The organism is Vibrio sp. CCB-PB317, assembly GCF_022808245.1.
Taxonomy (GTDB): Bacteria; Pseudomonadota; Gammaproteobacteria; order Enterobacterales; family Vibrionaceae; genus Vibrio; species Vibrio diabolicus.
The window spans coordinates 64,991-77,720 of the sequence record NZ_JALGNU010000002.1; the positions used below are offsets into that span (position 1 = coordinate 64,991).

The following is a 12,730-nucleotide window of genomic DNA, read 5'->3' on the forward strand; positions in this document are numbered from 1 at the left end:
CATTTTAGAGGTAAACCATGGGCACATCCGTCACTCCAAACATCTTCGACTTTTTAATCAAAATTGACCCCTTTGATAAACTGCCAGAACCTGTGGTTGAAAGCATCGCGAACTCCGTCAAGGTCAAGTACCTCGTGAGGGGTGAAACCATCGGTTTTAGCGCCTTGTGCGATCAACGTTACCTCTACATCATCCGAACCGGCGCCATTGAACAGCGCACGCCTAATGGCGAACTACGTGCGCGCCTTGGGCAAGATGACCAATTTGGTTTTACTTTCCTCGACCCACTCGAAAATGCCGAAGATGGTTACCAAGCGGAAGCGATTGAAGATTCATTGCTCTATTTGATCCCCCATTCTGAGCTAAAACTGGTCAGCGAAGAACACCCAGAATTTGCCGACTATTTTGCCGCCCAAGCCAATGTGCGCTTGAGTTCTGCGGTGAAGTACGTTTGTCGGAAAGAAGAAAAAGGGCTGTTCTTTCGTACTGTTGGCGAGATCGCCAGCGAAAACATTGCGATTGTCGATGTGAACGACTCTATCCGCAGTGTGGCGCAAACCATGTGCGGCAAACAACGCAGCTCCTGTGCCGTTGTGATGAAAGAAGGCGAAATTATTGGCTTAGTCACCGACCGAGATATGACGAAATCGGTCGTCGCGCAAGACATGGATACCAATCAGCCCATTGCCGACGTGATGACGCCAAACCCTGTGTTGATCGAAGACGATGCTAAAGTGATTCAAGCCATTTCCTTGATGCTGCAGTACAACATTCGCTGTTTGCCCGTGGTACATGGCAAGCAAGTGAAAGGACTTCTAACGACAACACATTTAGTGCATAACCACCGCACGCAGTCTTTGTTCTTAATTGAGAAAATCAAATACGCGAGTTCACTCAACGCGCTGGCGGCTTTGAAAGAAGAACGTCAAACCATTTTCCAAGCGTTGGTGGAAAGCGGTGTGAGTGCGGAAATTCAGGGTCGGGTGATGTCGATGATCATGGACGCTTTCACGCGCCGCATCATCCAGCTCAATGAAGAACTGTTGGGCCCACCGCCGTGTGATTACGCGTGGTTGGTTGCAGGCTCTCACGCCCGTAACGAAGTGCACATGCTGTCGGACCAAGACAGTGCGATTGTGCTTTCCGATGACGCCACCGAAGAACATAAACTGTACTTCACTCACCTTGCTATGCGGGTGTGTAATGGTTTAGCGGCGTGCGGCTATCCACTTTGCGACGGCAAGTACATGGCAGCGTCACCAAAGTGGTGTCAGCCAATTCGTCGTTGGAAAGAGTACTATCAGAAATGGGTGGCTAGCCCGGAATACAACAAACTATTGAGCATTAGCGTGTTCCTTGAAGTGCGTGCCATTCACGGCAACCGCGAGTTTATCGACCAAATCCAACAACACTTGCATGATTGTATTCAAAAGAGCCCGAGCTTTATACCAGCGTTGGTGCGCGATGCGATTGACACTCAGCCGCCACTTGGCATTTTCAACAATTTGGTGTTGGAAAAAGGTGGGGAAAACAGCAACACGTTAAACATCAAAAAGTACGCCTTGAATCTGATCATCGATCTGGCGCGTATTTTCAGTCTTGCCGCTGGCGGCTCGTTAACTGGCACAGAAGAGCGTTTTCGCTACGCAGCCCAGCACGGCACATTGTCGAAAGACAGTGTTGAAAACATCATTGGCGCGTATCGCTTTATTACTCAGGTACGTTTCCGTCATCAACTCAATGCGATTCTGGCGGGCACCACTCCAGACAACCACATCGCACCCGATGATTTCAGTAGCTTTGAGCGCAAGCACTTAAAGGATGCATTTAAGATCATCAGTGAGCTGCAAGATGTCGCGAAACTGAAGTTTGTGAAAGGGGCGTAACCATGATTAAACGTTGGTTTAAGCGGTGGGAAACGCCGCTCTCTCCTGAGCAAAAACGCCAAGCCATTCACGTTATTGACGATTGGCCAATGGTGCTGAAAGACTATCTTCAACGGCCTTTGGTGGATGACTCAACGACCTTGAAGGATTTGAGTTTTGTTGCGTTGGACTTTGAAACCACAGGCGTGGACGCGCAAGGTGATAAAATCTTATCGATTGGCGTGGTTGACCTAACGCTGGACGGCATTGATATCGCCAGCTCCAAAGAGTGGTACATTTGTCACGGACAATTCATCAAACCAGAAACAGCGAAAATTAATGGCTTAACTCCGCAAGATCTCGCTAAAGGACTGCCATTGGATGAGGGGATGAATCGGTTGTTGGAACGCATCACAGGAAAAGTGGTGCTCGCCCACGGATGCTGCATTGAAAAAGCCTTCATTCACGCTTACTTTTCCTCTCGCTACCAAGTAGAGGATTTCCCCGCGTATTTTATCGACACTCTGCAAATCGAAAAGCAGTTTAGCTATGCAGGGAAAAGCGGCGCGCACAGCAGTTATCAGTTGGACGATTTGCGCCGCTACTATCACCTGCCGGGGTACTTATCGCACTCAGCCGCCAGTGATGCCTTGGCGTGCGCGGAATTGTTCTTGGTGCAAAGTAAAAAACTGACCGCGCTTCCGGATGTCACGTTGCGTCAGTTGATGCGCTGATCATGCCAACTCTTGCGCCAAAAAGTCGATCAATAACCGCACTTTTGGCGACAAATTGCGACTTTGCGGATACAGCGCCCAAATGCCTTCGCGATCGTCGCGGTAATCGGTCAGCACCTCGACCAACTCACCACTGTCTAACGCCTCTTGCACGTAGTAGTCCGGCAATTGCACCAAACCCAGACCGCGTTTCGCTGCGTCCACCAAAGCAAAACCGCTGTTGCATTTAATCCGTCCCGACACGCGTAAAGATTTATCGCGTTTATTTTCCTTAAAGTGCCAGTAGTCGACCGAGCCAACCAAGCATTGATGCCGTCCCAATTCCGACAACGTATGTGGCTCACCAAAACGCTCCAAATACATCGGACTGGCACACACGTAGGTTTGACGTGAGGAAAGACGCTTGGCGATCATGCTGGAATCTTGCAAGCGGCCAAGACGAATCGCCACGTCCACACCTTGCTCAATCAAATCCAGCTTTTGGTTGGTCAGCACTAAATCAAGATCCACACGCGGGTACTTTTCCAAAAACTGATGCAAAAGCGGCGCGAGATTCATTTCCCCATACGTCACAGGAGCCGTCACGCGCAGCAAACCGCGCGGTTCGGTCTGCATTTGCGTTACGGCAAGCTCGGCCAGTTCTAACCCTTCCACCAAATGTTTACACTGCTGGTAATAGAGTTGTCCGGCTTCAGACAGGGAGACTTTTCGCGTCGTGCGATGCAGCAATTTCACCGCAAGTCTTTCTTCAAGTGCCGATACCCGACGACTGATTTGTGCCACCGATGTTTTCAGCTTAGCTGCTGCTCCGGTAAAACTGTTGGTTTCCGCCACAGCAACAAATTCGCTGACCCCTTCCCAATTCGCCATGCTGTATTCCTGTCGACCTCTTTTAGACAAATAGTGATGAAAATGTTCTCGTCGCGCTACGCTTTGAAAACGGGAGAATTTTACGCATCAGGCAACGGACGAAGATCGCCGTACTGCGCATCAAGTTCAATGCCGAAGTATTCTTTCAATGCATCCAGATAGGCTTGGCCTGGCTCTAACTCCAATTCTGTCTGCTCACCTTGGCTGGTGTATTTGAGTGTGTAGTTAAGCAATGTCACCAACCCACTTTCTGTTGCTTTAGCCGCGACTCTTGCGCTGGTAAAACGCGAGTGAGGAGAAGTGGAGGTAAAAAAGTTGCCACACGCGATATCACCCGCAAATACAAACTCTAAATCGAAGCTATAAAGGTTGTTCCACGTGTCCGTTCCGTCCGTTGACAACACTTGAAGGAAGTAACCAAACTGAGCATCTTCGACAAAGCGGAAGGTTTGTAAATCCGTTTGAATCACTTGGTTGAGGATAAACGGCAATGGCGCACGCGGCGTATTGGAGCCAAAGCCCACATCGACAATCCATGCTTGTTCATCCAGCGTTACCAACGTGATTTGATGACTACGGCCCGTTGGTGTGCCCGACACATGCACACGTCCTAGTAAACTGCGTGCTTCAAATCCGAGAGTATTGAGTACCTCAAGCATTAAGCCATTCAATTCAAAGCAGTAACCACCGCGAGAGTGATACACGGTTTTTTGAATGATGTCTTCAATCTCAACAGAGATGCCGCGCTGCAACGCAATATCAAAGTTCTCAAACGGCAGGCTGCGGTGCTGTGCCACGTGTACTTTATGTAATGTTTCTAAATCGGCAGGTAGCTCTCTTGGCAAACCGAGCTTGTTTAAATAGGCATTCAGATCCGTCTTGTTCATAATCACTCTTACTTCGCTGATGGGTTGATTGCGTTCTACTCTAGCCCCTCTACCTAACTTCAGGTCAACTGCCTTTTCCGCTTTCCCTTCCGCGTTGAGGAGGCATCACACTCTTATAATCTGCTTACCTTACCATTATTACGTATATGTAAAAATCATTTTCAAAATGGACGGATTATCATTTTTATTGAAACACCTAGAATAGATACCAACAAAACGACGCAGCGCAGTAAGCAAACCTTAACTACGCTTATTACGTCACTCCATATACTGAGAATATAAAGGAAAATCCAATGACTGTTGAAATCAAACCTGGTCAAACTCACATCAAATCCAAGGCAATGGTTGCGTGGGCCGCTGGCGAACCACTGAAAATGGAAGAAGTGGATGTACAGCTTCCTAAAGCGGGTGAAGTGCTAGTGCGCATCGTCGCAACAGGTGTTTGTCATACTGATGCGTTCACTCTGTCAGGCGACGATCCAGAAGGCATCTTCCCTTCTATTCTTGGTCACGAAGGTGGCGGCATTGTTGAAATGGTGGGCGAAGGTGTCACTAGCGTTAAGGTAGGCGACCACGTAATTCCACTGTACACCGCAGAATGTGGCGAGTGTAAGTTCTGTAAATCGGGCAAAACCAACCTTTGTCAGGCCGTGCGTGAAACACAAGGTAAAGGCCTGATGCCAGATGGCACGAGCCGTTTTTCTATCAACGGTGAAACCATCTTCCACTACATGGGTTGTTCTACTTTCTCTGAGTACACGGTACTCCCTGAAATCTCGCTAGCGAAAGTAAACAAAGATGCACCACTTGAAGAAGTGTGTCTGTTAGGTTGTGGCGTAACAACCGGTATGGGCGCAGTTATGAATACGGCAAAAGTTGAAAAAGGCGACACGGTTGCGATATTCGGTCTGGGTGGTATCGGTCTTTCAGCGATCATCGGTGCACGCATGGTGGGTGCAAGCCGCATCATCGGTATCGATATCAACGAAAGCAAATTCGATCTTGCAAAACAGCTAGGCGCAACCGATGTGATTAACCCACAGAAATTCGACAAGCCTATCCAAGAAGTGATTGTTGAAATGACTGACGGTGGTGTTGACTACTCATTCGAATGTATCGGTAACGTAAACGTGATGCGTCAGGCACTTGAGTGTTGTCACAAAGGTTGGGGTGAGTCGGTGATCATCGGTGTTGCGGGTGCAGGTCAGGAGATCTCAACTCGTCCATTCCAGCTCGTAACTGGTCGTGTATGGCGTGGCTCGGCTTTCGGTGGTGTTAAAGGCCGCTCTGAGCTTCCAGAAATCGTAAACCGTTACATGGCTGGTGAGTTTGGCTTGCAAGAGTTCATTACTCATACAATGGGATTGGCTGACGTAAACAAAGCGTTTGATCTGATGCACGAAGGTAAGAGCATCCGTACTGTTATTCATATGGATCAATAATGCTACCTCAGGCTCTCCTTTTGGGGAGCCTGAATTCATTCTGTTGTTAGAGAGTTTATTCATGACCATTGAAAATGTAAGCCAAACCAAAGTGTTTGGCGGTTGGCACAAACAATATACACACGAATCCAAAGCCCTAAACTGCACGATGCGCTTTGCGATTTTCTTACCACCGAATGCCACTAAATCGAACCCCGTACCCGCTTTATACTGGTTGTCGGGCTTAACCTGCACCGATGAAAACTTTATGCAGAAAGCGGGCGCATTTCGTATGGCGGCCGAGCTTGGCATTGCGATCATTGCTCCGGACACGAGTCCAAGAGGCGAAGGTATCGCTGACGATGAAAACTATGACCTGGGTAAAGGAGCTGGCTTTTACCTTAATGCGACTCAAGCACCTTGGTCACTGCATTACTTCATGTACGATTACGTGACTAAAGAGTTACCAGAGATCATTGAAAGCAATTTCCCTGTCTCAGAAGTAAAATCCATTTCTGGGCACAGCATGGGAGGTCACGGAGCATTAACCATTGGTCTGAAAAACGCAGAACAATATCGCTCAATATCGGCGTTTAGCCCTATCTGTAACCCAGTCCAATGCCCTTGGGGACAAAAAGCCTTTACTGCTTACTTAGGCAAAGATATTGAAAGCTGGAAACAATACGATGCAAGTGAGCTTCTCAAGCAAAAACAATCACCACTTCCTATTTTGGTTGATCAAGGTGATGCTGATGGCTTCCTCAACGAGCAACTTAGGCCAGAAGCGCTGGTTGCTGCAGCAAAAGTGCATGATTCAAACCTGAACTTAAGAATGCAATCTGGTTATGACCATAGCTATTATTTCATCTCAAGCTTTATTGACGATCATCTCAACTTCCATGCGAAGTATTTGTTTGCCTAATTCATAGAAGTAACTTGATGAATTAAAAAATAAAGTCACCTACCTAGGTGGCTTTATTTTTGGTGCGCATTAACATACCAATCTTAAATAACATTGGAATAAAGATAGAGAACAATGTAAGGATGAAATCGGATTTGCTTGTACCTCAATCATTAACCCTTCTAATTCTCATTCACAATACAATTCATCGGTTGAAAATAGGATTAATTTCCATTAAAAATCTGCGAACTGACACGAATTCGTTATAGAGCGAAATAATAACGCATATTTCTGACCTTTTAATTAAGAAGTCACTTAATAACCTTGACGTACAGTAAACCGACAGTTACTTTTCAAACATAACATATTATAAAATCTCATCCGGTTGGCTCTATTATTACAATTACAAATAAAGTACCGCTAGCACCTTTGTCCTAGCTCAGCAAAAAGAATAAAACTCAAAGGGCATATGATGAAAAAGATAGTCGCGCTAGGTCTGTTTTTTGTTGCGCCATTCTTATCTGCAAGTACGATCGTATTTAGCAGTAGCCAACAACCTAGTGTCACATTAAAACTGGAAGAGATTCAATCTTTACCAACCACCAGCTACACAACCACGCTGCCTTGGATCCCTGCTTCTTCTGAATTTCTTGGGGTCAAACTTAGCACGCTCCTCACCCACGTCTATGGCAAAGTGCCAGAACAAGTTGATGTCAGTAGCTTGAATGACTATCACTCGACACTGTCTCGACAAGACATTCTTAGATACCAACCAATACTGGCTTACCAACAAGATCAACACTATATAAAAGTCAGGAATAAGGGGCCATTTTGGGTAATATACTCTCTTAGTCTCTATCCTGAGCTCAACTACAATAAATATCACGCGCAAATGGTCTGGCAAGTAAATGAGATGAAAGCAAAATAATAAGAATGAAGTTATCAGAACCCACCCATCAAAAGCAGAGAGCACCACAATACTCTACAACCAGTAAAATGTTGCTTGTGGTGTTTGCCACTTCTTTGCTTCTCGCAAATGTATTGCTTCTGCAGCAGACACGCGCACTGTCACAAAACTTTAATAATGAGCAAAAACAAGCGACCTGGTTTTTATTCCAACTCTCTAAAGAGCTTTCGGAACTTGTCGGAGAAGCGAGACGAGTCGATGAAAATGTATTAAATATCGAAGGTGCAGAGCTGCAATATGAATTGGCCTGGAGTAGATTCGATTTATTAATTAGTAGTAATGAAGCCTACACTTTTTTCTCTCGAAATAATATGCATCAGTATTTCATTGATCTTTTTGAGGAATTTCAGGGCCTGGAAGCGCAATTAGTTGAAGCAAGAACTGGCGATAGCCAAGCTGCGGCTCAATTTTATCGATCCACTCAAACACTGTACTTAAGCTTGGTCGATTTCGTTAATCAGAACTTTCGCCTAAGCAGCAAAGTCTATGAGGCACAGAAAGGAGAAACGCAACGGTTAATGCAAGCGCAGTATATGCTGTTTGCTACATTCGTTTTGTCGATCCTGTCTCTGACTTATTTCTTTTATCGTGAATCCCATTTCCATAGAAAACTGGCGCTCAGCGACCCACTTACTCATCTTGGAAATCGCAATGCACTATTTATCAACCTGAATGAGCTCACTCAAGAGAAAAGGCCTTTTTCTCTGTGGATTTTAGATTTAAATGGTTTTAAAAGTGTCAACGATACACACGGTCACCAAGTGGGAGACACCGTACTGCGTGAAATTGCTAGACGGCTTAAATCTATGGCGTTGAATGATTTTACCGTCTATCGCATGGGAGGCGATGAGTTCGCCGTCATCCTCGAAGGGGAGCATGTTGATGAAGAAGGCGTTCGTGAGCATATCAATGCGGTATTTGATGCGCCAATACTAAATTCCGACAACGTCGCAACACTATCAACCAGCATGGGCTTAGCGCAATACCCAAAAGACAGTAACAATGTTGACTTTCTTATCAGCATAGCGGATAAGCGCATGTACAAAATGAAATTTCAACGTTAAACGGTATTTATGATGAGAAAGTTCATGCAAGTACTGCTTCTACTAGCAGTCATTGCGGCAGGTGTGTTGGCTTGGGTATTTATCCCATCGCACGAAACCATCGGGCAAAAAACGCTTGAGCAGGCACTCAACGACGACTACAGCCTCGTTGGGCATCGAATCTACTCAACCGATCCGGATGCTGGCAACCGATTCGGCTACTTCGTATTGGCAACGGGTCAAAGTATTGAAGAGCAAGAGCCGTTTTTGGTCACTTCGGATCAGTTTATTCGCATGGAAAAAACGGGTGATAACACCTTGTCTGTGACCGTCAATGGCCGTATCTACCAATACCACAACGACTTGTGGGTACCAAAATCGAATGGAAAGTTGCAGCACTTTTTGGTCAGCGCAACCGCTAAGTACGTGCGCTAAAAAACGGGAACATTACTACCCCCCTCCCACCACACACACACAAAAAAACAAAGCCCCGCATGCACTGCGGGGCTTTTTACGTTAACAAGAAAAGAACATCGAAAGGATGAGCGTTACTTCGCTAACACTTTCTCTTTAATCACTTTTAGTACCCCAGCCTCTTGGTTGCTTGGCGCAGAATAACGAGCGATTTTCTTAATCTCTTCATGCGCGTTAGCAACCGCGTACGAATGCTCACTGACTTGCAGCATTTCGAGGTCGTTGAGGTAATCACCAAACGTCATGGTTTCTGCCGGAGTAAAATTCATCGTCTCTTGAAGGTGCTGAATGGCCGCGCCTTTAGACGCCTCGGCATTCATCACATCCAGCCAAATTTTTGCGCTCACCACAACTTTATGCGTTGCGCCAAACTTCGCGTTCATGGTCGGGAACAGGAGCTCTTCCGAACCGTCAAAGTGACAAATTGCCACCTTAATAAACTCGTCTTCGACCTCAAGCAAATCCGGCACGTATTCACAGCGGTGGTAGTACTTTTGAAATTCTTCCAGCGATTGCTGATCATGCGTTTCGATGTACGCCGAGCGCTTGCCACACAATACGATGTTCGCCCCGTCAATTTCACGAGCCGCTTTCACAATCTCCGCCACTTCCGCTTTAGGAATGGTGCAACTGTAGAGCTCTTTGTCTTGGTACATCACCAAGGTGCCGTTTTCGGCCACATACAACACTCGATCTTTGATTGGCGCGAACGTGTCACGCAGGCTGTAATACTGACGACCAGACGCAGCGGAGAACAAAATACCTTGCTCTTCCAATTGCAAAAACAGATCGAAAAACTCTGGATCCAAACGACCGTATTGGTCAAGCAAGGTGCCGTCCATATCGGAAGCAATAAATTTGATGCGAACTTGTGACATTAACTAAAACTCTAAATGACGCTGCGAAAATATAATCCATGTAAGGTACAGGATCTTGTATGAATCTCAAGTCGGGATGACGACGCCTTTCGCGATTACCAAGGGTGCTGTTTAAAGTAATCTTCACTGTGATCGATGAAGGCTCTCACCGCAGGAGACAAGTGCTTACGCGATGAATAAAGCGCGTAAATGTTGAGATCATTTGGCTTCCAATCCGGCAACACTGACTCAAGCTGACCCGATTGCAGATAGATATTGCTCAAATAGGTTGGCAGCATCGAAATACCCATGCCTTGCAAAGCGCCATGCAATAACGCCGTGGCCTCATTGCTGGTTAGGCGACACTCAATTCCCACCGATTCGAACTGGTCGCCCTGAGACAAATGCCACACGTGACGCTCAAAGTTTTTGTAACCCAAACAGTCGTGTGAAGATAAATCTCGCGGATGCGCGATCGCGCGATGAGTTTGCAAGTATTGCGGCGATGCCACCAACACCGATTCACACACCGCAATCGGCTTACCAATCAAAGAAGGATCGGGATCTGACGCAATTCGGATTGCCAGATCGATGCGTTGCTCGGTTAGATCACTCACTGAATCTTGCAGATCTATGTCGATATGCACTTTGGGGTGCTTTTGCATAAAACTGTTTACTGCTGGGATCAACTGTGAGAACCCAAATGAAGTGCTAGACGCGAGACGGATTTTTCCGGACAGCTCACCATCAACGGCAATGTTCGACGTCAACGTATCGGCCTGTTTTAACCAACGCTCAATCTGAGGCAAGCTGCGTTCCCCTGCGGTGGTGAGCGACACCTTGCGCGTGGTGCGGTGCAACAAACGAGTTTGTAGCCAGTTCTCCATCGCCTCTACATAACGAGTCACCATTGGCCGAGACATGTCTAACCGCTCGGCGGTAGCGGTAAAACTGCCAGAATACACCACATCCACAAATACTTTTGCTGCCGTTACTCTGTCCATAAATTTGCTCGAAATAAGAAATAGTGATGCACATTATTGTGTATTTTTCCGAGCGTATCAATTTCCTAATATAGCTCCCGTTCCCAAGCCATGGTCGCTTGGCCCCAAATTCTTTAGGAGCTTATTATGAAAAAATTCACTTTGATTGCTGCATCCATTTTAATGGCAAGCCCTGTTCTAGCGGCAAACCACTCTCCCCTTACTCTTGAGGTTTACAACGCCGACGGTAACAGCTTCCACGTAAACTCAACCTTGGTATACGGTGAGACTGACGCCATGGTTATCGACACTGGCTTCACCAAAGCTGACGCGATGCGCATTGCCGCTAAAGTGCTGGACTCAGGCAAAACACTTAAAACCATTTTTATCAGCCAAGCGGACCCAGATTACTACTTTGGCGCAGAGGCCTTACACCAACAGTTCCCTGATGCGCAGATCATCACAACGCCTGCGGTTCAAAAAATTATTAAAGAGAAATTGGCTGGAAAGCTGGCGTACTGGGGGCCAAAGCTTGGCGCAAACGCACCGGTAAAACCAGTGATCCCTGTCGCGTACGATAAAGCATCATTAGAGCTAGAAGGTCATAAGATTGAAATCCGTGGTAACCATGGCACATCAGCACACCGCCCTTACCTATGGATTCCAGATAACAAAGCGATTCTAGGTAACGTAGCCGTGTACTCAAACGTACATTTGTGGATGGCCGATGCCGCTGACCAAACCGCTATCAATGCTTGGGAGCAACAACTTAGCGAGATGCTTGCGCTTAAACCTCAAGTGGTCATTCCTGGTCACATGAAAGCAGGCACAAAGCTGAACGCAGACACCATTCGCTACTCGCAACAATACTTGCAGGATTTTCAGCAAGCGAAAAAACACAGCAATAACAGCGCTCAACTCATTGACACCATGTCAGCGAAATACCCAGAAGTTCAATTACCAATCGCGCTAGAAATCGGTGCAAAAGTGCATACTGGTGAAATGTCATGGTAACCGTGCATTACTTCTTCGATCCCATGTGTGGTTGGTGCTACGGGGCATCACCACTCATCGAAGCCTTGATGGACACCTCTCAATTTAAGGTAGTGCTTCATCCCGGCGGCATGATTGAGAAACGCGCGATTGAGCCTGAATTTCGTCAGCACATCATCAACAGTGACGCTCGTATCGCAACCGAAACCGGAGCAACGTTTGGTGAAGCATATCTGCAACGCGTGAAAAGCGAAGATGCGTTTGTTCTTGATTCTTATCTACCCACACAAGCGATCTTGAGTGCGGAGAAAATGGGGCTGAATCCATGGCACATGCTAAAGGCCATCCAATCCGCGCATTATCAGCTCGGGTTAAAAGTAAATGAAGCATCGACGCTCAAAGCCATTGCAGAATCGCTAGGCTTAGCAAACGATGCGTGGGAGCAAAACATGACGTTAAGCGAAGCCGAGCTAAACGAAAGAATTCGCTCCAGCCGACAGTTGATGCGCCAGTTACACGTTGGTGGTTATCCAACCCTGATTGCAGAAGTAAATGGCGAGTACTTGACCTTGCCGCACTCGACCTACTACGACAAACCGGCACAGTGGAAGCTTGCATTACGAAAACTGCAATAAGCTCTTCCCCACTCGCTCTTGTTCTTAAGCCAAGAGCGAGTGCCAACACCGACATGGCAATCCTGACTCAAACAGGTACAATCCTCGCTCGAATTTTTAC

The 12,730-nt window shown here is 46.8% G+C and carries 13 protein-coding genes; 9 read left to right on the forward strand and 4 right to left on the reverse strand.

The annotated features are described in order from the left end of the window. The first annotated feature begins 17 nt into the window (after window positions 1–17). Window positions 18–1,886, forward strand: coding sequence for a DUF294 nucleotidyltransferase-like domain-containing protein (locus MTR11_RS09480; RefSeq protein ID WP_243327387.1), 1,869 nt, complete (start codon window positions 18–20; stop codon window positions 1,884–1,886). Window positions 1,887–1,888: 2 nt separating this feature from the next. Then, the gene (locus tag MTR11_RS09485) at window positions 1,889–2,599 is read left to right on the forward strand and encodes an exonuclease domain-containing protein (protein WP_021452800.1); all 711 of its coding nucleotides are present in this window, start codon (window positions 1,889–1,891) and stop codon (window positions 2,597–2,599) included. Here MTR11_RS09485 and MTR11_RS09490 read toward each other — a convergent pair whose 3' ends face one another. Beyond that, the gene (locus MTR11_RS09490; protein WP_005464972.1) at window positions 2,600–3,469 is read right to left on the reverse strand and encodes a LysR family transcriptional regulator; all 870 of its coding nucleotides are present in this window, start codon (window positions 3,467–3,469) and stop codon (window positions 2,600–2,602) included. A gap of 80 nt (window positions 3,470–3,549) precedes the next feature. Then, on the reverse strand, window positions 3,550–4,356 hold the full coding sequence (locus MTR11_RS09495; RefSeq protein ID WP_243327388.1) for an arylamine N-acetyltransferase family protein: 807 nt from the start codon (window positions 4,354–4,356) through the stop codon (window positions 3,550–3,552). Window positions 4,357–4,649: 293 nt separating this feature from the next. Here MTR11_RS09495 and MTR11_RS09500 point away from each other — a divergent pair, with 293 nt between their 5' ends. The 5 genes from MTR11_RS09500 to MTR11_RS09520 all read left to right on the forward strand — a co-directional run bounded on the left by MTR11_RS09500 (window position 4,650) and on the right by MTR11_RS09520 (window position 9,123). Next, window positions 4,650–5,798, forward strand: a complete 1,149-nt coding sequence (locus MTR11_RS09500) for an S-(hydroxymethyl)glutathione dehydrogenase/class III alcohol dehydrogenase (RefSeq protein WP_046875600.1) — start codon at window positions 4,650–4,652, stop codon at window positions 5,796–5,798. A gap of 61 nt (window positions 5,799–5,859) precedes the next feature. Then, a complete protein-coding gene (gene fghA, locus MTR11_RS09505) occupies window positions 5,860–6,699 on the forward strand; it encodes an S-formylglutathione hydrolase (protein WP_243327389.1) in 840 nt (279 codons plus the stop codon). Between the two features lie 451 nt (window positions 6,700–7,150). Then, window positions 7,151–7,606: a hypothetical protein gene (locus MTR11_RS09510; RefSeq protein ID WP_005391987.1), complete on the forward strand. Its 456-nt coding sequence runs from the start codon at window positions 7,151–7,153 to the stop codon at window positions 7,604–7,606. Window positions 7,607–7,611: 5 nt separating this feature from the next. After that, a complete protein-coding gene (locus MTR11_RS09515) occupies window positions 7,612–8,709 on the forward strand; it encodes a GGDEF domain-containing protein (RefSeq protein ID WP_109169350.1) in 1,098 nt (365 codons plus the stop codon). Between the two features lie 24 nt (window positions 8,710–8,733). Continuing rightward, complete coding sequence (locus tag MTR11_RS09520) at window positions 8,734–9,123, forward strand: hypothetical protein (protein WP_243327390.1); 390 nt, start codon at window positions 8,734–8,736, stop codon at window positions 9,121–9,123. 113 nt (window positions 9,124–9,236) lie between these two features. Here MTR11_RS09520 and MTR11_RS09525 read toward each other — a convergent pair whose 3' ends face one another. Together MTR11_RS09525 and MTR11_RS09530 are read right to left on the reverse strand one after the other, a co-directional pair. Further along, window positions 9,237–10,040 (reverse strand): Cof-type HAD-IIB family hydrolase, encoded by an 804-nt coding sequence (locus MTR11_RS09525; RefSeq protein WP_046875603.1) that lies wholly within the window; start codon window positions 10,038–10,040, stop codon window positions 9,237–9,239. A gap of 95 nt (window positions 10,041–10,135) precedes the next feature. Beyond that, window positions 10,136–11,023 carry a LysR family transcriptional regulator gene (locus MTR11_RS09530; RefSeq protein ID WP_005391995.1) on the reverse strand — a complete coding sequence of 296 codons (888 nt, stop codon included), beginning with the start codon at window positions 11,021–11,023 and terminating at the stop codon, window positions 10,136–10,138. A gap of 126 nt (window positions 11,024–11,149) precedes the next feature. On the opposite strand from MTR11_RS09530, the gene MTR11_RS09535 reads away from it, so the two are divergent. Continuing rightward, a complete protein-coding gene (locus MTR11_RS09535) occupies window positions 11,150–12,016 on the forward strand; it encodes an MBL fold metallo-hydrolase (RefSeq protein ID WP_237284564.1) in 867 nt (288 codons plus the stop codon). Then, window positions 12,010–12,630, forward strand: coding sequence for a DsbA family protein (locus MTR11_RS09540; protein ID WP_237284563.1), 621 nt, complete (start codon window positions 12,010–12,012; stop codon window positions 12,628–12,630). Before MTR11_RS09535 ends, MTR11_RS09540 begins: the two co-directional genes overlap by 7 nt. Window positions 12,631–12,730 lie beyond the last annotated feature (100 nt).